We start from the raw sequence: 20654 nt of genomic DNA on the forward strand, positions 1-20654 counted from the left end.
CGTCGATTCGGATCGGAGTCCTGATATGACCATGATTCAAACGAAGCCGCGCGGCGCGTGCCGCGCGCTACGTCTCTCCGCGCTTGCGTGCGCGCTTTCAGCGGCAACCGCACTGAGTCCGCGTACCGCGCTGGCAGGCCCTATCCCGTGGAAGGCGGGACACTTCCAGTACGTTGCGGACCACAAGGATCTCAAGGAGGTATTGCGCGATCTCGGCGCGAGCGAAAACATCGTGACGTGGATTTCGCCGCAGGTCGACGGCACGGTCACGGGCCGCTTCGACGAATCGCCGCAGCGCTTTCTCGAGCGCATGTCCGATTCGTTCGGTTTCATCTGGTACTACGACGGCTCCGTGCTGCGCGTCTCGGGGCCGAACGAGGCGAAGAGCGCGACGATCGGGCTGCAGCATGCGTCCGCGGAGGACCTGCGCCGTGCCTTCAAGCGGCTCGGCATTGCCGATCCGCGTTTTCCAGTGCTCTATGACGACGATACGGGCACGGCGATCGTATCGGGGCCGCCGCGAATGGTCGAGTTGGCCACGGACGTCGCGCATCTGATCGACCGTAGCGTGGAGCGCGCGGACGAGCCTGAAATTCGCACGTTCCCGCTGCACTATGCATGGGCGACGGATCGTACGCTGACGATCAATGGCCAATCGGTGGCCGTGCCAGGTGTGGCCACCGTGCTGCGCAGCATGTATCCGAACAGCACGATCGGCAGCGTGAGCGGGCAGCAGGCGCCGCGCGCGGATGCATACAAGATGCGCAGCCTGGACCCGTCGGGCGGTGCGTACCGGCCGAGCGGCAATACGAACTCGATGCCTACGTTGCCGGGGCTTTTCGGCGGCGATGCATCCGAGCGGCGCACCGCGCAGAACCCGCCGCTGCCGGCCAGCTACTCGCCGGGCGGGGGCGCGCCGGCGCCCGGCCTGCCGTCCGACGCGCAGACTGCCGAGGGTGCGCCGGCGGGCAGCACGGCGCGCGCCGTCGATCCGGTGATCCAGCCCGACCCGCGCAACAATGCCATTCTCATTCGCGCGCGTGCCGACGCGATGCCCGCGTTCGAGAAGCTGATCGCGTCGCTCGATCGCAAGCCGGGCGTCGTGGAGATCGACGCGAGCATCATCGAGATCTCCGAGACGGGCCTGAAGGAACTCGGCATCGATTGGCGGCTCCATTCGAGCCATTTCGATCTCGAGACCGGCAACGGTCAGGCGGCACAGGCGGGCTTCCCGGGATCGGTCAATCCGCAAGGCTTCAACAATCCGAACGACACGACCACGGCGGGTATGCTGGCGACCCCGCAGGGCGCGGTGCTGACCGCGGTGATCGGCGGGGCGGGGCGATATCTGCTGAGCCGCATCAGCGCGCTGGAGCAGAAAGACAACGCGCGTATTACCGCGAGCCCGAAGGTGGCCACGCTCGACAACATCGAAGCCGTGATGGACAACAAGCAGACCTTCTACGTACCGGTGCAGGGCTATCAGTCGGGCGATCTGTACAGCGTGTCGGCCGGCGTATCGCTGCGGGTGCTGCCGAGCATCATCGACGGCCAGCCGACGCCGCAAATCCGGCTCGATGTTCACATCGAAGACGGTCAACTGACGAACCAGCAAGTGGGGCAGTTGCCTGTCGTCAGCAACAGCACGATCGACACGCAGGCGCTGATCGATGAAGGGCAAAGTCTTTTGATCGCCGGGTATTCCGTCGATCAGGACGACAGCAGCACCTCCGGGGTGCCGGGTCTCTCGAAGATCCCGATCATCGGCGGGCTCTTCAAGTTCAAACATCATCAGGGCCAGAAGTTTCAGCGGCTCTTCCTGCTCACACCACGCATCGTTTCGGCGGCACCTCCTCAGCCGTCGCAAGGTACCTTGTGACACCCGGCGCGAAGGATGAGCGTCCGTCGAACCTGGCAAGCGCCTTCGCGCGCGCCTGCCCTGAATAATCCCATCGATGGGCGAAAAAAAAGCCGGCGCGAGCCGGCTTTTTTTAAGGACGATCAAACACCAGAGGTGCTCGGCGTGCCCTTTTCGTGTTGCATGATTTGCTGCAGCATCTTCGTGATTTCGCCGAGCATTTGCAGTTCGTTCCCGCCGAATTGATTGCCGCCGCCGTTGCCGTTGTTGCCCGAGGCGGACTGCTCGAGTTGCTTAAGCATCTGGATGATGTCTTTCAGCATCGATTCGATTTGTGCCATCGGCGAGTTGCCCGCACCGTTCGACGCATCCGTGCCGTTCGAGCTGTCCGGACCGCTCGCGCCGTTGCCACCGCCTGCGCCGCTGGTATCGCCCGAGCCGCCTGCGCTGCTGGTATCGCCGCCCTTGACGCCCTGTTGGCCGAGCATTTGCGAGAGCATCTGCGTGATCTCGCTGAGGATGTTCAGCAATTCGCCGTTCTGGCCGCCCGCTTGCCCGGAGCCGGATCCGCTGCCGTTTTGATTGCTAGTCTGCTGCAGATACTGCTGCAGCATCGAGATGATGTCCTGCAGCATCGAAGCGATCGACGAATCGCCGTTTTGGCCGTTGGCCGCGTTGGCGCCGCTCGCGCCGTCGGGACCGCCTGCGCCTGTCGGGCCGCCGCCGCCGCCGGGGCCGCCAGCGCCACCGGTGGACGGCACGCCGCCGCCACCGCCGCCACCACCGCCCTTCGTGTTCATACCGGTCTGCTGGTTTTGCTGCGCGATAGCCTGCTGCAGCATCTGCTCGAGCATTTGAAGGATTTCCGCCAGAATCTCTTCGAACTGGGCGATGCTGTTGCCCCCCGATTTCGATTCGCTCGTGCTGTCGAGCGACAGATTCGAGGAAGCGGCGGTGGAGTTGTCGATTGCCAAACTCATGGATGACCTCGTCGTGAGAAGATGAAGCGGGCCCCCCGCAGGCGGGCCAGTTGTTCGCCGCGCGACGACACGCCTTGCGCTGGCCGGAACGTGATGCGGCCAGGTAACGCATCGCTCGCCGTCAACGATAGCGGCAGCGCTGCGCCGGTACTCGCATCCACGGCGAACTGTGCGCGACCCCCGCGAAAAAGTCGCATACGTTTCCGGGCACGCGAAACAAGGTGGTTTCGATCGGCGATACGCGTTCCTGGCCTGCAATCGACCGCGCGGCAAACACGCGTGCCGCAGGCGCGGCCCGAAGCGGATTTCGTCGTGGATGGCGGTTGTTCGCCGTGCGCTCTCGGGCGATTCGACGCGGCGAGAAACAATGAGAGCGAATGAACGGGGGGAGGCCGGGGGCGCCGATCGCACCCCCGACAAGTGTTGGCGCCGCCGTCAGGCAACCTGTGCTTCGAGAACGGAAGCAGAGGAACGAAGCGGCACCGTACCGGGGTCGACCGCCTCCGCGGCGGCCGCATCAAGCTTGTAGCCGAGGGCATAGACCGTCTTCAGCGCAAGCTTCGAGCGGGCCGTGAGACGCAGTTTCCTGCGCAGCTTGTACACGTGCTGCTCGATCGATCGGCCCGCGATGTCTTCACATGCGCCCCATACGCTGCCGGCTATTTGAGCGCGGCTGAGGAATTTGCCCGGGTTCGAGAAGAAGAGCCAGGCCATCGCGAACTCGCGCGGCGTGAGCGGAATCTCCTCGCCGGCGAGCGTCACTCTTCCGAGGTCGCGCCTCAACACATAGTCGTGAAGGCTGATCTCGTCTTCGTCCGCGTCCTGTTCCGAGCGTTGAAGCGCGATATGCGCGCGCAGACGGACCTGCTCGATGTCGAAGCGATTGGCCACGTCGGTTGCTCCCGCGTTGACCCAGCGCAGCATCGCGGACCAGTTCGAAAACGGCGTCAGCACGATAATCGGCGTATGCAGGCTCGCATTGCAGTTGCGCCATGACAGCAGCGAATTCACGAGCATCGAATTGCTCTTGGCGTCGATGAACACGAGATCGAACGACGTCGTGCGCATGGCGCGCAAAATAGGCAACTCGCCTGAGAACGAGTCAATCGTGGTCGCATCGTCGCTGAAGCAGTCGACGAGGCTGGCGGACAACAAGGGGTCTTCTGTTACTAGAGCAAATCGCACATTCTTCTCCCATCGCGCGGCCCTTCGCGTCGTGGCTTACGGGGCTTGATTGGTGGTTGCCCGTTCGACGAGGCTACTGTCGAACGGTCCAGTCACGTTTCGTCCGCGACAAGCCGTGTACGGCTTGCCGTAGGCGATGCGTGTGCCTGGCTGGTCTATCCATGACACACGGATCGGCGCGACCGGCTACGCCATGCTTCATTCATGGATGAAGTCTTTGTCCGTAAGTGATGCTGTAAGCGAAATTCGATTCGTCGTAGGTAAAAACCCTAGGTTGATGGTGCGCAGCTCGCGCACTACCGGCTCAAGCCCGTGAATAGAGGGGAGCGCGGTCGGAAAGGATGTGACTATTAAGGATTCCCTGACGGGCGATTCCGCCAGGGCTGACAAGGTGGCCGAATGATGGAGGGGGTTTTTTAGTACACTACATACGCTCGTGAATAGTCGAGCTGAAGAAGACATTGCTGTTTTCTTTCGAAACCCTTTCGGCATCTCCGCGTAATAGACTCTCTTGGCTAAATACACTCATGGAAAAAAAGTATTCTACCTGTCGCTTACTGCGTGCCCAGGCGCCTTTTAAAGGAAAGCAGGGGCTCGATTACGCGGTTGGGATTTCCGCCGAGACCGTCGGCGCCACGGGAATCAATCTTCAGCTCGTGACGATTCCTCCCGGGGCGCGGGCCAAGACCCACGTGCATGCGGGCCACGAAACCGCCATTTACGCGCTCGAAGGCGTATCGCATGTCTGGTACGGAGAATCGCTTCAGGAGCATGCGACCGTAGCGCCGGGCGACTTTTTCTATATTCCCCCCGGGGTGCCTCATCAGCCATACAACAGCTCCGGCGAACCGGCCATCGTACTGATTGCCCGTACCGACCCGAACGATCAGGAAAGCGTGAAGATGCTTCCGGAACTCGATGGATTGCACCCGTGAGTGCGATCGCGGAATTTTTATAAAGAAATACCGATTTACGCAGATTGGCTTTCATCGGGAATTTTGGTTTGCCGCTGCCCTGTAAATTTCCCGAGTCGAACAGCGAGTTTAAACAAGAAACGCCATCGTTTTCGCCCATTGTTCGAAAAGTTTCGCGAGGGGCGCGTGCATTTCGCTGCACCGGACTGTTTCGCGCGGGCGTCGGACCGACAATCGACTTGCCCAGTGGATCCAGGGAGGTCTCGTATGCGCCGCATCAACTTTTTCCGCAGCACGGCCGAGCCGTCCTGGTCGAACAACGAAAGAACGGGCAATGATCAGCGTACTCGCGGCAGCGAGCATGACGACCCGGCTCGAACCGATCCCGATTCCGGCTCCTCGCCCCGGCCTCGATCTTTTGCCGCGGACAGCAACGCACCGCTCAGCAGGCTTTCGCGCAGCAAAAGCCTGCCGGCCCGGCTCGATGCCGCCGCAACGCAAGTCGAGGCGCCCCGGCCGCGTCGGCCTATCGATGCCGGTTCGAGGCCGGGGCGAGGCGCATTTTCTGACGAGAGCATGAACGCGGAGGCGCCCGGCCGACATCGAGGACGGGCGGAGGCTTCGGACGACCACCGGATCGAGATCGGCAGCCCACGAGACACGCCTGCGCAAAACCCTGACGGCGAAGGGCCGTCTGCCCACTCGTCGTCGTCCATGGCCGAATTGGCGAAAGGGTTCGCACGAATGTCCGACGTGCGAACGTTGCTGAGCCGCGCCGACGATCGGGAATTCGTTGCGGATCTGCGAACGCGTTCGAGCGGCGATGACGACGACGGCGCGCGGCTGGACCGGCTGAGCGCGCACGTTGGCGCGCTGAAAGCGCGAATCGATGAAGCGGGGCTCGGTGAAGCGCTGTCGGCCCGCTTCAAGAAGCGTCTCGACGAAGTAAGCGACACGCTCGTCGCGCTGCGGACCGATAAGCCGCTGCATGAACGGGCCATGAAGATCGTCGGCCTGAACCTGCTGCTCGCGCCGTTGCCGCTGATCGTTCCGCTCATGACCCGGCCGCGCCAACAAAAGACCGAAGCGGAAATCGCGGCACTGATGGCGAAGGCGATGGTGGAGGGTGTGGGCATGATCCGCACGCCGACCACCGATGCGAACCTGATCAAGGATCGCGCAATGGCGCGGTACTTCGCGAATACAGTGCAGGCGCTCGAGTTTGCGCTTCCGACGTTTGTGGGCAGTCTGCGGTTTCTCAACGAGAACGCGCCGTTCAACGTGGCGGCAGGTGTCCTGTCGACAGGCGCGCTTTTCGGTGGATTCCTTTCGAAGGAGATCCGCGACAAATACAACCTCTGGCGCAAAGGGGCGGTCTATCCGGATTTGCGCGCGGCGGGGCGGCAGTTCTCGCCCGAAACGAGGGCGGCGCTCGCGGCCGTGCGGGAAACGCTGGAATCGGACAAGGGTGCGCTGAACGCAGGCAAGGCCGCGTTCGTGGCAGACGACCGTCGCGAACTGAGCCCTTACGTGGCCAAGCAGGTGACCATCGCCGTCAATGCGTACCAGCGTCTTGCGGACGAGTTGGCGGACGCCCTGGGGCTCGAGCCTGCAACCTCGCCCGCAGAGAATGTCGACCGCTCCGCCAAGCTGGCGCTGGCGCTCTTTTCGACGGCTGTATGCGTTGCGACCACCGTCCTGATGCTGCCTGACAAGATCGGGACGGTCGATCTCGCGTCCGATGCCGCATTCACCGCCGCATTGATGTTCAGTTTGATGGCCGACAAGAATGTGAGCCGCAAGGACGCACTCGAGGAATTCAAGACATTCGTCGGGCTGAGTCTCGTCATGCTCGCCGTGCTTGCGGTGAACAAGGCAGCCCACGATTTCATCGAGCACGGGACGAGCGGGCTGCTCGTCGGATCGATCACAATGGCGGCACTGAACCTCACGATGCCGGGGCCGGTCGGGCACGCGAGCGCACAGGCTATCGAGCGGCTGCTCGGCGCGAAGCCGTCCGATCTTGTCGCCACGCTGAAGGACATCGGCCATCGCGTGTACCAAATGTTCGCTCGGCCGGCGGCGCGTACAAGCAGCGTGAGAATCGAGGAACTGCCGGCCGATCTGGAGGGCGGGCTGCCTGTGTAAGACGGGTATCGTTCGCACCGTTCGCCCCGTTCGGATCTGCCATTCCCGGAGGCGATCGCAGCATTCCTTGAATCGCCTTCCGCACCGAGTTCGGCTACGCGTCCGGCGGAGATTTCTTCTCCGTTTTCCGGAAGAGCGCCTGGGCGTTGCGACGCAGCCGTTCGGGCCAGCCCGCCGCCGGCTTCTTCGCCGCGACCGGCAGCGATGACGGCGACGGTCGACTCGAGCGTGGCCGCACCGCCTGCGGCGATTGGGCGGCAGAAGCGGGCATGGCCGACGAGGCGAATAGGCCTTTCTTCCGCGCTGCGCGGCGCTGTGCCGGCGTATCGATCGCTTCCGAGCGACCGACGGGCTCTCGGTTCAGTACCGTAGGTGGTTCGTTCGGTACGGTGTCGAGCCAGGCTCGCACGCGCTCGATCGAATCCGCAACCTTGTCGCGCCGCGTGGGCGTGGGCATCGTTGCGCTCGGGTCGATCGGCGAAACGGGTTCGTTCGAGCGTGTCGGCGCCGGGTGCGCGCTCGCCTCGGGCGAGGTGCCCGGCTCGCCTCGAGCAGCGGACGTCGTGTCGGTCGGGCCCATGTGACGAAGCGCCTGATAATGGTTGCCGAACATGACGATGCCGACGCGGTCCGTGCCGGTGCCGGCGGATTGGATCCGCACGGGCCCGTCGACGGTGGGCAGTACGAGCTGAAGGTCCATGCTGACACCGTAATCGCCATTGATCGTTTGCAATAGCGCTGCGATTGCGGGCTCGTCGTCGTAGAGCATCTGATCGCCTTCGGCGATCTCCGGATAGCGTTCGACGAGGGCGGCCCGATACCCGGCCGCGGCTGCGGCGAGCCGTGGCTCGTACTCGGCTTCGTAGCATCCCGTCGCATGCTGCAGCAGCGAGATGATCAGGCAGTCCATCGATGCGCCGCCGCTGTTGTATGCCGCTTCGATCCCGTTCGCCGCAAACCATCGATGCGTCTCGGCTGCGCCTTCGCCTTGCATCATCCGTTGCTGCCGCACGGCGTCGCCAACCGGTTGCGCGAGCGCGGCCGGCCTGGGGCGGAATACCGCAGCCGGCGGTGCGGGGGCGAGCTCGGCGCGTTCGTTGCCGCCCAGCAGCGGAATGACCGCCAATGCCCGTGCCGCTGCGGCGGGTTCGTACGCAGTGGGAACGCGCCCGGCGCTCTCCGGGGCGGCCGTGTCCGCGGCGACGGGCGGCGTCTGCGCGACTTGCGCGGGCGATGGCGGGATTTGGGCCTGCTCGGGGGAGCCGTCATGCCGTGCCGGTGACGAAGCAAGCGGCGCAGTGGCTTCGGCGGGAGAACCATCGCGGCTCAACTCGGTCAGTTGCGCGCGTACACGGAGACTCATCGCCTTGCCGCGATCGGCCGCTCGGCGCGTCATGGAGAGCGGCACTTGTGCGGCTGCCTGCGCAATCGGCGGAAAGACCGAAACGGCCACGCTGTTCGCGAGCATCGCCAATTGCTGCGATTGAAACTTTGCCCTGGTGCCCAGCGAGGCCTTCCGATACCGCCACTCGTAGTTCGACGTGGTGCCGCTGAGCTTGCCCGACGTCAGCTTCCGACCGTTGACGGCGAGCGCTATTTCGTCCGGAATGTCGTGCATGGCCTCCACGTCGGCCAGCAGTTTGTCCAATTCGGCATCGACATGACGATGGCCGAGATCGAGCAGCATGGGATTGGTCCCGGGCAGATCGAGTTTGACGATGACCGGCTCGCCCTTGCGCGCGAGCGTACCCACGAGCTTCGCCATCCCCGTTTTCTGAAAGCGTGCGCGCTGTGCGGCCGTGTACGGCGCGGTTATCGGGGCGCTGCTTTGCGCGAGCACGCGCGCATCGTTTTGATCGCCGTACTGCGGCGTCAGGTGAATACCGTGGCTTTCCTTGACTGCTTTCTCGATGTTGAGCCCGAGCCCCGCGGTGGCGCCGCCAATATTGACGAGCCCGGCAAGCGCGGCCGGGCCGGCATTGGTCATCGTGTAGCGCTCGGCCTCGCCGATCGTCATCCGCTTTGCACGCTCCGTGGCCTCTACCTGCTTGCGGCCATCAGTGCTGAAGAGGGCGCGGGCATCCGCGTTTTCGATGGCGGCGAGTGCCTGGCCGGCCGCGCGCAGCGACGCGCGCGCCGCTTCGGGGTCTTTTTCGGAGAGCGCAGCCTTCATGCGCGACTGTGCAAGCTCGAAATGAATCCAATCGCGCAGGCTCGCCTTGATATCGGCGCGCCGGCCAGCATGAATCTGTGCGCGCGCCATGCTCTCCCGCCGGGAATCGCGCGGTGCGGCAGCCTTGGCTTTCTCGTTGAACGTGTGCAGCGACGCAATCGATTCGGAGACTTTCCCGATCAGAAGCCGGCTCATATTGTCGAAACGCATCCGCTCGGGCGTTTTCCATCCGTCGGACGCGGTTGCCGGCTTGAACTGGTTTGCATGCGCCTCGACGAAGCGCTGCTCGATTGCCTCGAGCGCCGATGCATCCTCGCCGGCCTGTGCTGCCTCACGTCGGTAAGCGGCGTAGTCGAGCCAGTTCTTCAACGGGTCGAGATCGTTATCCGTCCGGTCGTTACGCGCGATCTCCGCGAGCGCGACGAGCAGCTTTTGCCTGGCCCGTGCACGGGCCTCGGGCTTGTACGACGCACGCTTGTCGGCCACGTACGTGCGGTAGGCCTCGGCGCGCGCCTTTTGCTGCGACGAGGCGTTGCCGGCAAGCAGATCGAGCGATTTCGCGAGTGCCACGATTGCGCGCTTTGCCTTGGCCTCGCCGTCCTTGCTCGGGCCGGGGCTCAATTGATAGCCGACATAGAGCAGGGCAGCAATCACAGCGGCACCAGCCGTCACGCCCGTCGTCACGGCCGTCGATACGATCACGGGCGTGAGGATGCCGAGTATGGTCGTGGTCGCGCTGAGCGCGCCGGTCCCCACGCTGACGCCGAGATATCGCTTGTTGCCGTGGTACTCGATCTTCGCGCTGTCGGCCGCGGTCTTGTAGTCGGCCTTCAGTTCGTTGCGCAGGCAAAAGCGCGCGAAGGCAATGCTGAGCTTCTCGCCCGCGGCCCGCGCATCGCGCGTGGCTCGTTCGCGCTCGGCGGGGGCCGCGTCGGGATTCGCGAGCCGTGCTTTGGCATCTTGCAGTTCGGCCTGGGCCTGCTCCATTCGCTCGACGTTCTTCGAGATTTTGCGCAAGTCCCAGAGCAACTGCATCGACGCGCGCATGATGTCGGGGCCGACCTTGGCGCTCGGTGCGGCATCGGCCCGGCCGAGCGGCATGACTTCTTCCGTGCCTGCGTTGCGAAGCCGCAGTTCCGCGGAAGTGAACGCAAGCCGTGTGGTCAATGCGGTGAGCAGCACCGTTATGCCTGATAAAGCGGTTTTCGTGGGCGTGTGGGCGGAAGCGGCCAATTGGGCCACGCTCAATGCGCCGCCGGCTGTCGACGACATGCTGACGGGCAGGCGATGAAGGCCGCCCGTGCCGGCTTTCTTGAAGCTGTCGAGCACTTCGTCCGTGTTGTCGAGCCCCATCGTCTTCAGAAACGTGACGATCATCTCCTGATAGTAGGCATCGTTCGACGAGCCTTCGGGCAGCAGACGCTGATCGCGCCGCTCGGGGGGGATTGCATCGGGCCGCGCGCGCTCGAAATTCAGCGCGACCAGGCGCGACAGGCCCACGACGGAAGGCTGCCGGCGCTGGCTTTCGAACCAGCGCTCGCAAATCTCCGTGGTGGCCGCTTCGTCCCAGCGCTCGGCGCTGACCGCGGGCCGGTGGTCCACGCGCTTCATGTCGATCAACTGAGCAAGACGCCCTTTGATCGTGCCGCGCGAAGGCCAAGCATCGGGTCGCTGCTCGGATGGCGCGCCCGGGGTGACCGGTGTGGTCGCGGGGGCCGTCGGGGCCGTATTTTCAGGCGTCGAAGCCGAGAAGATGCGAGGCATGGGCAGTACCTTGACCGGTTGGCCCGATATCGGGCGATTTACACCGTAATTCGGATGTGTGGCTGCAACAGGAGAGGCAGCGAAACGTCGTGTGTCTCGGCGAACCCAAAACGCATGCGATCGATGGCGATGAAAACAGGCTCATTGCTCGACGCGCGTGTTACGGCGCGGGCAGGTGTATATCGGTCCTCGCAGCGACAAACACGGGCCGAAGCCGTCGCGCTCACGCGTGCCCATGAGGTTTCGGCGATCGAGTGGCCACGTAGCGCCACCAGCCGCCGGCCATGCGCCATACGGAAGGCAGGCTTGCACATGCGAAACGGAGCGCATCGCCGAGAACCGCACGGCGGCGCGCGCCGCGCGCGATATCGCAGCGGCAAAGCGCGATCGTGGCGCACAGCACGTCGTGCATGAGGAACGCGCTGGCGACCATGAGCGCGAACATGCGCCGCGCACGCCCGAGGCCGTGATATGCAGCGACTTCCATCGCCACGTCGTAATGGCCGATTTCTTCGCGCGCATGCCAGCGCCACATGCGGCTTTCGGGCGACGCGTCGTGCACGAGCAGGTTGCGGTGTTCGACGATCTCACGCGAAACGAGCGCGGTGAGGTGCTCGAACGCGGCGACGAGCGCGAGCTTCGTTCGCATATCGAGCGCTGCCAGACTGTCAGCGGCACGGCTCGCGCGTTGCGCGGCGGCTGCCGCGAGCGGAAGATCGGCGACCAGCGCGGCGTTGTATCGTTCGTGCACCCTCTGGTGGGCCTGCTCCTCGCGGATGAAGCGGCCGACCTCGGCGCGCAGGCGCGGCGCCAACGCAGACCCCATCTGCGCGCGCCAGATCGACAGCGTTGCGATCATGAACGTTTCACCGGCCGGCAGCAGCAGCGACAAGGCGTCGAACGCACGGGTGCGCACGAGCGAGCCATTCCAGTGGACGCGTGCGCCGCTCGCCGACGCGGCAGTGCGCGACGGTGCGACTCGATCGGGCTGGGCAGGGCCGCGCACCTCTGCACGGGCGATGGGTTGCCAAAGCCTGGGACCGCCTGCCAGCCAGCGGCGCGCGAACGCCGAATAGGAAACGGACATTGCCGGCGAGACCGCGCGCGCACGGCGAGGCGCTTCGAACCACCGTATGCCGGGGTGGCGATGATGGGTGGCATGGAGCGAGCGATGCAGCGTCAGCCAGCCAAGGCCGGGTGGCAGCACGATATCGAGTGTCGAGGCACCTGGGCGGGGCGTGGCCGCGGCCGGCACGATAGGCGCCTCGTAGTGTTCGGCCTGCGTCAGCAGGAAGTCGAACCATGCGCACAGCGCAAGCGGAACGACATAGGCCCACACGAGTGCGTGCGGCGCGAACCATGCGGCAAGTGCGAGCAGGCCGCCGAACGCCACCATCCATGCGAGCGCTGCTCGACGCAGGCCGCTGTGCGCGCAGGGCACCAAGGGGCCGCCGATTCGGTTGAGATGCCACGCGACCCACGGCAACTCGAGCGGTGCGAGCAGCCAGATCCATCGTGTGGCCCAACTGCGCATGTAAAGCAGGCCCTCCGGGTCCGCATCGGTGCACGTGGCCCGGTGATGCTGAAAATGAAAATACCGGTAAGACGCGAAGTTGACGCCTGCAAGCGCGGCGCACACGATCCCGGCCGCATCGTTGAGCCGGCGGTTGGCGAAGAATGTGCCGTGCACGCACAGATGCTTGGCTTCCTGACAGCCGGCCAGCAACAATGCCTGCAACAATACGAGCAAGCCGCGCGCGACGGGTTGTGTAGCGTGAGCGATCGAGACGGTATTGAGCGCGACGACGCATAAGAAGAGCGCACTCGGCACATCCGCCAGCCAGCGGGCAGGGCCATGCGCGGCACGATGCATGGGCGCGGTCATAGCAGTCCGGCGAGTGCCTGGGTGATGCGTTGCACGACGGCAGGAGGCAACCGGGCCCAGAGCGGCGCAAGGCTGGACAGGGGGATGGTGCCTCTCAGCAGCACGCCATAGTCGAGCGACCGTTCATGCGGGAAATAACCGGGCTTGATGGCCACAATCTTGTTGAAACCGCGTGCGCGGTAATAGCGCAACTGTGGATCGACCGGGCGACCGCTGCGCGTGGCGCGCGCGTACCGTCGCACGCTGTCCGCGGGGTGGCCTTGCAGCCACTCGCGCAAGCCGGGTATCGGCGAGCCCAGATAGATGCGGCGCCAACCTTGCCTGAGCGCGCGTGGCCAATAAAACCGCAGCAGCGCATCGACCGCCGGCTGGCTTCGGCTGCTCAAGCTGATGCCGAAAAGTGTGGTACTGCGGCGCGGCACGGGTAAGGACGCGCACGCGCGCCAAGTCGTGGCCGTGCGATGAAAATCGTCGGGCACCGGCCTCAGGAACAACGATGCGAGCAAACGACCGGTACTTGTGCAGAACGCGCCCATGGCCAGATCCGGATACGCGTCGATGCGCGCGCGCAGCGCGTCTTGCGAAGCGGCCTGATCGACGTCCCATTTTTCATGCTCGAGTTCGAGCAATGCCGAGAGGTCCCGGTGCGTGAGCAGGCGGACATGAATCGGTTCGTTGGCGCAGGCGGGCGCGGCAGTCCGCGCGAAAATTCGAAGGTCGTAAGGCATGACGACAGCGGAGAAACGAGCGAAAGTCGCATTGATTAAAACGAGCTACGATTTCACTCGGGCGGCATGTCACGCTTATGACAATTCGTTAAGAAAAACTGTTAGTACGATGAACTGGTATTTTTTGAGATTCGTTGAGATTTTATTGGAGATAAATGGTGTATTTTTAATGCGATACGAAAACAGATTGAAAGGATGCGTAAAAAGGAATACGGTGCAATCGAAAGAGAAGTGCACCCCTGGCACGCGTGACGCGGTCGCAGAAGGGATACGCGCAAGCTGCGTGGCCCGCGCGGAGGGATTGACAGATGCTGATCGGAGCGGGGCGAGCAAAGCGTCGCTCAACTCGCCCCGAGGCACGCGGCGGCTGGAAGGGTGATTTACGACGAGGCCGAAAGGGCCGCCACTTCACGCACACCGCCTACGCTTTGCGAACTCTGCGCGTTGAGCAGGAAAGACAGGCCGAGCGTGCGTTGCGTGCCGATCGACTCGAGCACGTACAGCGACGCACGACGCCAACTGTTTTCGTTGCCCAGCACCTGCCGGATGTCAGCATCGATTCTCGCAAGTTCGCGGGCCTGCGCCGGGGTCGGTTTTTCGAGCCGCGCGAGCCGCTGTTTGCGATGCAACAGGAAGTCCATATTTTTCCCGGCCTGCCGGGTCATATGGGCACGCTCGCCCATGATGAGATTGCCCGCGTCGGCGCCTTCCCTTACCCGGGCGACCCACGTGTCGAGCTTTTTGCGCGCTTCGTCGCCGCCGCCCAGAGACGTGAGCCATTCGGAACGGTAAGTGTCGACAAATTGCTTGAAATCCTTGAACGTGCCGAACTCCGTGTCCTTGAACGTATGCTCCGGGATCGTCTGATCGCCGTCGCGCGCGATGCGCAGCGCGGCGTTCGTGTTGGTCGCGAACAACGTCGTCCCGATGCCGACGTACGGCTGAGAAGGAAACGAGAGCGCTGCGAGGTGTCCGCTGTGATGCGGCATCGCGGCGCTCGGCATGCCTTCGACCAGCGAGGCCGACACCGACGTCGCGCGGCCGCTGCTGTTCGTCGCGGTGTTGAGCACTTGCGAGCCGGTTTGATCCTCGAGCCGGTTCTTGGCTTGCGAGACACTTCGGTGGCTCACGCCCAGCGACGGCCCCCACTTGGTCTTCGCGGTTCCTCCGCGCAAGGTCGCGCCGGCCGAGGCCGTCGTGGACGACGTCTTATCGCGGTTATCGGTCCAGTTGATGGACACGGAAGGGTCCTTCCAAAACCGCTGAACCACGCCACCCCACATTTCGCCCGCGTTGCGCGGTGCTTCGTCGTTGGGGCCCGCGTGCCGCACGGTATCCAGTATGTCGAGCATCGTCGTGCGCCATGCATCGGGACTGCCCGGGCGTTCGTTGTCGGAGCGGCGGGTGCGGATGGTCACGCCGCGCGGCCCGCCCCGCTCGTAGCTTCGCCGAAGGCCGCCCGATACGCCGGCGCTGAAATGGCTTTTCTTGTCGAGCCCCCAGCCGAAGAAAGCGCCCGCGCCGAGGTAGGCGGTTCTGCGCACGTCGGAGCCGATGAAGATGTGGCCGAAATGCTGATTCGAGCCGACGTCGATCACCGCGTTGCGTCCCTGGACATAACCGACGTCGGGCACGGCGGTGAACGTCGGCACCTTCAAATGTTTCGAGAATGCCTTCAGCGACTCGGGCGGCACTCCCACGACGCCGAGCGTGCCACCGCTCGTGAAGCGAACGTCATAGGTGTCGGGCATCTGCCGGACGAGTTCGCCGATTGCGTCGAACTGGGTGTTGGCGTCGCCGGGCTTCGGCCGGATGCCGCCGCCCGAGAGGCGCGTTTGCAGCGTATCGATTTTTTCGGTGACGTAGGCAGGCACGCCGTCGTCCGCCGCGCTCCACGATTCGTTTGCCCAGGCCCGCAGTTGTTCAGGGGACATCTTGCCCAGCGTTTTCAATTCGGCACGTACCGCCTCCCTGTTGCGCGTGCGGCGCCCCTCATCGTCGCCGACGATAACCAGATCGGGGCTGGCGGCCCCCCCGGATGCCCTTTCGCGCGATTCGTTGCTCGCCGGTGTTTCCTCGTTGCGGCCGAGCGCTGGCCGGTCAGGCAGCAACGCCCGCGCGCGGACTTCGATCTTCTTGAGGTCCGACGACGAGAGCTTGTAGCTGCTTCGCAGCCCTTTCACCGCCATGCGTGCCTGCCATTGATCGAGGGTTGCGACGCGTACGGCATAGCGCGCCTTGGATTCCTGCGATGCCGATGGGTTCTGGATCTGTTCGACAAGCCGCGTTCTCAAGGCGTCGACCGTGTCGGTAAAGCGCGCGAATTCCTGCTCCGGATGGCCGAGCAGCAAGCCGCCCGTTCCGAAATTCTGCAGTGCGGACAGCGGCGATTTCTGTTTGCCGAGGAAGCCCGAGAGCGCACGCACGCCGAAACCCGTTTTCGCCGCGCGCTCGGTATACGTGAAAAGCTTGAAAAAGCGCTGCTGCGTTTTCTCGAGATCCGTTCCGGGCCCTTCGCGCTCGAAGCCGTTGCGCCACGCCATGTAGGCCGCGGCTTGATGGGGCGGACAATTCGCGGCCGGATCGGCGCGCAACGCGTTTGCCGCCTGCAGCGCCTTGATCGCAAGCGTATTGTGCGGATTCGCGAGCCAGGCCGGCATGGGCTCGGGCGTAGCGGGGAGGGCCGCCACGCGGCTGCTGTTGGTGCGCGCGCGCTCCGCGACCGGAAGCGCTTTATCGGCCAGCGCGGCCAGTTCTTCGAGGCTCGTCGGGCCGATTTCGTCGGCGGGCTTCGATCGAAGCAGATGGTCCGCGGCCCGCAACGCGTGCCGGAACGCCTCGCGCCGGATCTCGGGTGCGCCGCCGTCGCCTGCCTCGTGCGGCGGCAGTACGTGAGGCGCGAGCGCGAGCAAGGTCTGCAGCCCGGTACCTGACGCGCCAAGCGCGATCTGCGTGGCGAGCACGTCGGCGCGCACTCGCGGATCCTCGTGGTGGGCGCCGTCGAGCAGCGCATGCAGCGCGGCATGCGCGCGCACCGGATCTCCGCCTGTGGCATGGGCGAGTGCGTCCGAGAGCATGATTGCGTGGGAAGCAGCCTGCCGATGGCCGTCAGCGGGCACGCTCCCGTGCGTGCCGACCGGGCCCGCGAGCACACGCTCCGCTATTGCGGTGGCCAGGCGGTCGACGGCGGCCGGCGAGAAGTTGCCGTTGGCTTCCACCTCGCGCCATTGCGTGCCGATGTAACGCGTGGCACCCTCGGGCGTATGCATGTCTTCGGGTAATCCGAATCTGATCTCCGCGCGTGCGTCGATCGCCTTCGACTGCGGCACGATCGCATCGATGTTGCGTTCGTGCTTGTGGCCAAGCGCGCGCGGCGGACCCATGCGGCGCGGCGGTGGCGTCTCGGCCGGCTTCACGTCGGGCGCGGGTCTGGCACGTGACGGCGCCGTGCTCGTTTTTGTGTAGAACGGAAAGGCGACGGTTTTCGACGTCGCGCGCAACGTTCGCTTGACGGTCGATTGCAACTGGCTGAGCATGCCGCCACTGCCGCGTCGGCGCGCGGCATTCGAATCGGTGGAGGCCGATGAATCATTCCCACGCGCTGTGTCCGACACCGGCTCGTTGCCATGCGAAGCAACGCTGCTCGATGCCATGGGGGGCGACGTTATTCTGCCGGACATTTTCCGTTCCTTGCATTGAACGCGGAAAAGGAAGCGCGATCGACTCGATCGGGCTGGCGGGCAATCCGGGCCGCCGCGGGGAAAATGCGATAGCGCATTATTCGACAAAATAATGCGATCCGTCCTTCTCAGCCGTTTTTGTTGGGGGGATTGCAAATTTCATCTTTTGAATACGGATCACTAAATCGGTATAACGCTTCTTTTGTAAGAATTTGTGTCGTTATCGTCAGTGGCCATTATTTGATTTGCTTCCGTCGCGGCGAAATTGCGGGGAAGCGGGCGAAGCCGGCCGGCCGAGGTAACGGGGCACGTCGTGCACGCGCGAGGCGCGCCTCGCCGGCGGCGAATTGCCGTGCATGGCGGTGCACCCGGAGAGCGTGTCCGATTGCGCCAGCACCGGCCCTGCCGGCTAAAGCCCAGGGGTGTTGCCGGGTCCGGCTCCTCTCGCAGCAGCGAGGAATTGCGCTAGAAGTGCCAGACGACGTCGGCGGTCCAGCCGTGGGACAGGAGTGGGCCCATTCTGGCTCTCGTTGCCGCGGGGGCTTGCGTCCCGATGTACCAGAGATCGAATTGCACGGTGCGGTATTGGTAGGTCAGTCCGGCATCCGCATAGACATAGCCTCCGCCCACCTGCGCGCGCAGGTCGTAATAGCCGATTCCGGCCGTTGCCGAAAAGCCGTGTTCGAGCGGCAACCGCCCCGCGACGTCATACGAAAAAGCCCTCGTCTTCGAAGACCAGCCGATTGCCGTATCGGGGGAAGCGGTCAACGAGGCAAAGAGAAAGTCGCGCCAGCCGCCACGCAATTCGAGTTCGTGGTAAGCCATCCGTCCCGCGAACGGCACGCGTGCGAATTGGTAGCGCGATACGATGGCCTGCAGTGTCCAGTCGGCGTCGAGACGCCATGTATAGCCGGCGTCGGCCACGATCTTGGCCCCCGTCTGCGAGAAGGCTGAATTGCGTATCGACAACGCCGAGGCGCCAATGAAAAAACCGCCGCTCGGGTCGGGGTACCAGTTCGCGCCCACGCCGACTGTCGGTGCCTTGTTGCTATCGACGAGCCCGCGCGTGACCGCGCCCGTGGCAGCGCTGAGTTCGAATTGCCACGCGTCGGACGCTACGGCTGGCGACGGCAGCACGAAAGCGAGCCCGGCTAAAACAGCGATCATTCGTGCGCCTGCCGTCCCGGGCGGACGCGGCGCGAGCGGGCTCTTACGACACCTCGACTTCATATGAACGACAACTTGACCCGTGGGGGCGGAACATGGGGCCGGAGCGTTCCCGGCTGCGTGCGTCCCAAGGGGGCAGGACGATGCGTCTGCGCACTGCAATCCGCAAACGCATCCTAAAGCAGAACGAAAAAAATCTCGACCCAGGGTCGCTTTGTCGCAACATTTGGGACGCACGGCGACACTCATGGAGGTGCGCTATCGTGGGCATCGGCTTTTCCGATGGCGGGGCGTACCGCATAGGCAGCACGCGATGGCAAAATTCGCACGTCGACGCCGTGTCGGTTGTGCGCGAGTTGAGGATGACGCCGATGAACCTGAATGCAGCACCATATGCGCGATATGCACGATATGCGCAATGTACGCGATATGCGTTATCGCTCTGGCCGGCGTGGCTGGGCGCGTTTGCGGTGCTCCTGCTTGCCGGCTGCGGCAGCTCCGCCCTCATCCCGCCTTCGGCGAACGATGCCGATCCCGCGGTGGTTGCCCGGATGTATACAGCCGTCGACAGGATGGTCGTGATTGCGGTGGACAACCCTTCGGAATCGGTACCGGTGATGGCCGGCACGACGGCGGGCGGCTATAGCAGCCCGCCGGGTTATGTGGCCTACGGCAGTGCGCGTGCCACCATGGCCACGCTGGCGAAGGACTACCGCTTGCAGGAGGTGACCGCGTGGCCGATCCTGCCGCTGCATGTCCATTGCGCCGTGCTGGAGGCCGCCGATGCACGCGCGCGCGACGAAATTCTCGCGAAGCTCGCGCATGACCGGCGCGTGAGGCTGGCCGAGCCGCTGCAGTCGTTTCACACGTTGAGCACGACGCCCGGCTACGAAAGCAACTATCAGCCGCTCCAGCACGGCCTGCGCGACATCGATGCGCTTGCGGCACAGCGGGTGACGCGCGGCGACGGTGTGCGCGTAGCGGTGATCGACACCGGCATGGATACGACGCATCCGGGCCTGTCGGGCAAGATCGAACTCATGCGCGATTACGTCGAGCGCGACAAGACGCTTTTCAATCGCGACGTTCACGGCACGGCCGTCGCAGGTGTCATCGCCGCCAGCCCCACGGGCGGCCAGGGCGTGCTCGGCGTCGCGCCCGGTGCGAGGATTCTGGCGCTCAAAGCCTGCTGGCGCGTGCCCGGTACCGCAACCTCGGCCTGCAATTCGTTGACGCTGGCGGAGGCGCTTTCGGCCGCAATCGCCGCGCACGCGCAAGTGATCAATCTGAGTCTCACCGGGCCGCCGGATCCGCTGCTTGCCCAATTGACCGAATATGCGTTACTGCATGGCGCGGTCGTCGTCGGCGCAGTACCGCCGGACGGCGACCGCCGCGCTTTTCCGGTCGGCGTGCCGAACGTCATCGGTGCGGACTTGCCGGGCTCGAGCGTGAGCGGCGTGATCCAGGCTCCCGGGCGCGACGTGCTGACGCTCACGCCGGGCGGCCATTACGATTTTCTTTCCGGCTCGTCATTCTCGGCGGCCTACGTTTCAGGCATCGCCGCATTGCTGCTGTCCGTTGCCCCGCATCTCGACGCCACGCGCCTCTACACGGCGCTCAAGGGTAGCGTAAGCGGCCCCGGCCCGCAGCAGACGGTCAACGCGTGCAACGCCCTGGCCGCCGTCGCGGGCGGGGTCTGCTCGGCCGTGGCGTCGCGGTAGCGCGCCAGGGGCGCGATTTCCCTACGGCAGATTCAGCCGTTTCGTCATTCGAACAACGCGCGGCTGGCCGCCGGGTCGCGCCCGCATCGCACGCGCGGCGCCCGCATGTGCGGCGCCGCGGTTCGCGACCGGCGCCGGCCGCTGTGAGAGGATCTCTACACGATTATGAGGGGCATCGACGATGAGCGCGTGCATCTGCGCGTATGGGAATGTTTGCCGTGGATCGTCAACGGCCGTTCGTCGAAAAATGATGCGGAAGAAATGGCCCGGCACCTGCGTGAGTGCCGGCGCTGCCGGGCCGAACTGATCAACGAGCGCACGCTGTATAGGCGCCTGAGATCGGGCAGGCATTGCGGGCCTGAGATGGAATCGGGGCTCGCGAATCTGCGGCGGCGCATCGACGAGGTCGAGCATGAGGCAAGGGCCGTGTCCGCCGTATTGGCCGTATCGG

At 64.5% G+C, this 20654-nt stretch carries 12 protein-coding genes; 4 read left to right on the top strand and 8 right to left on the bottom strand.

Annotated elements, in window-relative coordinates:
- Positions 1-25 precede the first annotated feature (25 nt).
- Positions 26-1879, top strand: a complete 1854-nt coding sequence (gene sctC, locus U0034_RS20635) for a type III secretion system outer membrane ring subunit SctC (RefSeq protein ID WP_233211901.1) — start codon at positions 26-28, stop codon at positions 1877-1879.
- A 122-nt stretch (positions 1880-2001) separates the two neighbouring features.
- On the opposite strand, the gene U0034_RS20640 is transcribed toward sctC, so the two are convergent.
- Both U0034_RS20640 and U0034_RS20645 read right to left on the bottom strand, forming a co-directional pair.
- Positions 2002-2838 carry a hypothetical protein gene (locus U0034_RS20640; protein ID WP_162800995.1) on the bottom strand — a complete coding sequence of 279 codons (837 nt, stop codon included), beginning with the start codon at positions 2836-2838 and terminating at the stop codon, positions 2002-2004.
- A 435-nt stretch (positions 2839-3273) separates the two neighbouring features.
- Complete coding sequence (locus tag U0034_RS20645; RefSeq protein ID WP_085225254.1) at positions 3274-3993, bottom strand: response regulator transcription factor; 720 nt, start codon at positions 3991-3993, stop codon at positions 3274-3276.
- A 491-nt stretch (positions 3994-4484) separates the two neighbouring features.
- Here U0034_RS20645 and U0034_RS20650 point away from each other — a divergent pair, with 491 nt between their 5' ends.
- Together U0034_RS20650 and U0034_RS20655 are read left to right on the top strand one after the other, a co-directional pair.
- Positions 4485-4958: a cupin domain-containing protein gene (locus U0034_RS20650; protein ID WP_244142495.1), complete on the top strand. Its 474-nt coding sequence runs from the start codon at positions 4485-4487 to the stop codon at positions 4956-4958.
- Between the two features lie 723 nt (positions 4959-5681).
- Positions 5682-7085, top strand: coding sequence for a hypothetical protein (locus tag U0034_RS20655; RefSeq protein WP_139831120.1), 1404 nt, complete (start codon positions 5682-5684; stop codon positions 7083-7085).
- 94 nt (positions 7086-7179) lie between these two features.
- Here the strand turns inward: U0034_RS20655 and U0034_RS20660 are convergent, their stop codons facing one another.
- The 5 genes from U0034_RS20660 to U0034_RS20680 all read right to left on the bottom strand — a co-directional run bounded on the left by U0034_RS20660 (position 7180) and on the right by U0034_RS20680 (position 18482).
- Positions 7180-11022, bottom strand: coding sequence for a hypothetical protein (locus tag U0034_RS20660; RefSeq protein WP_085225248.1), 3843 nt, complete (start codon positions 11020-11022; stop codon positions 7180-7182).
- A 223-nt stretch (positions 11023-11245) separates the two neighbouring features.
- Positions 11246-12907 (bottom strand): metal-dependent hydrolase, encoded by a 1662-nt coding sequence (locus tag U0034_RS20665; RefSeq protein ID WP_085225246.1) that lies wholly within the window; start codon positions 12905-12907, stop codon positions 11246-11248.
- On the bottom strand, positions 12904-13635 hold the full coding sequence (locus U0034_RS20670) for a hypothetical protein (RefSeq protein ID WP_085225244.1): 732 nt from the start codon (positions 13633-13635) through the stop codon (positions 12904-12906). Before U0034_RS20670 ends, U0034_RS20665 begins: the two co-directional genes overlap by 4 nt.
- 380 nt (positions 13636-14015) lie before the next feature.
- Positions 14016-17315 carry a hypothetical protein gene (locus tag U0034_RS20675; RefSeq protein WP_085225242.1) on the bottom strand — a complete coding sequence of 1100 codons (3300 nt, stop codon included), beginning with the start codon at positions 17313-17315 and terminating at the stop codon, positions 14016-14018.
- 465 nt (positions 17316-17780) lie between these two features.
- Positions 17781-18482 carry a TorF family putative porin gene (locus U0034_RS20680; RefSeq protein ID WP_085225240.1) on the bottom strand — a complete coding sequence of 234 codons (702 nt, stop codon included), beginning with the start codon at positions 18480-18482 and terminating at the stop codon, positions 17781-17783.
- A gap of 371 nt (positions 18483-18853) precedes the next feature.
- On the opposite strand from U0034_RS20680, the gene U0034_RS20685 reads away from it, so the two are divergent.
- Positions 18854-20203 carry a S8 family serine peptidase gene (locus U0034_RS20685; protein ID WP_158243510.1) on the top strand — a complete coding sequence of 450 codons (1350 nt, stop codon included), beginning with the start codon at positions 18854-18856 and terminating at the stop codon, positions 20201-20203.
- 21 nt (positions 20204-20224) lie between these two features.
- Here U0034_RS20685 and U0034_RS20690 read toward each other — a convergent pair whose 3' ends face one another.
- A complete protein-coding gene (locus U0034_RS20690) occupies positions 20225-20617 on the bottom strand; it encodes a hypothetical protein (RefSeq protein WP_139831119.1) in 393 nt (130 codons plus the stop codon).
- Between the last annotated feature and the right edge of the window lie 37 nt (positions 20618-20654).

This window comes from Trinickia caryophylli, from assembly GCF_034424545.1.
Classification (GTDB): Bacteria; Pseudomonadota; Gammaproteobacteria; order Burkholderiales; family Burkholderiaceae; genus Trinickia; species Trinickia caryophylli.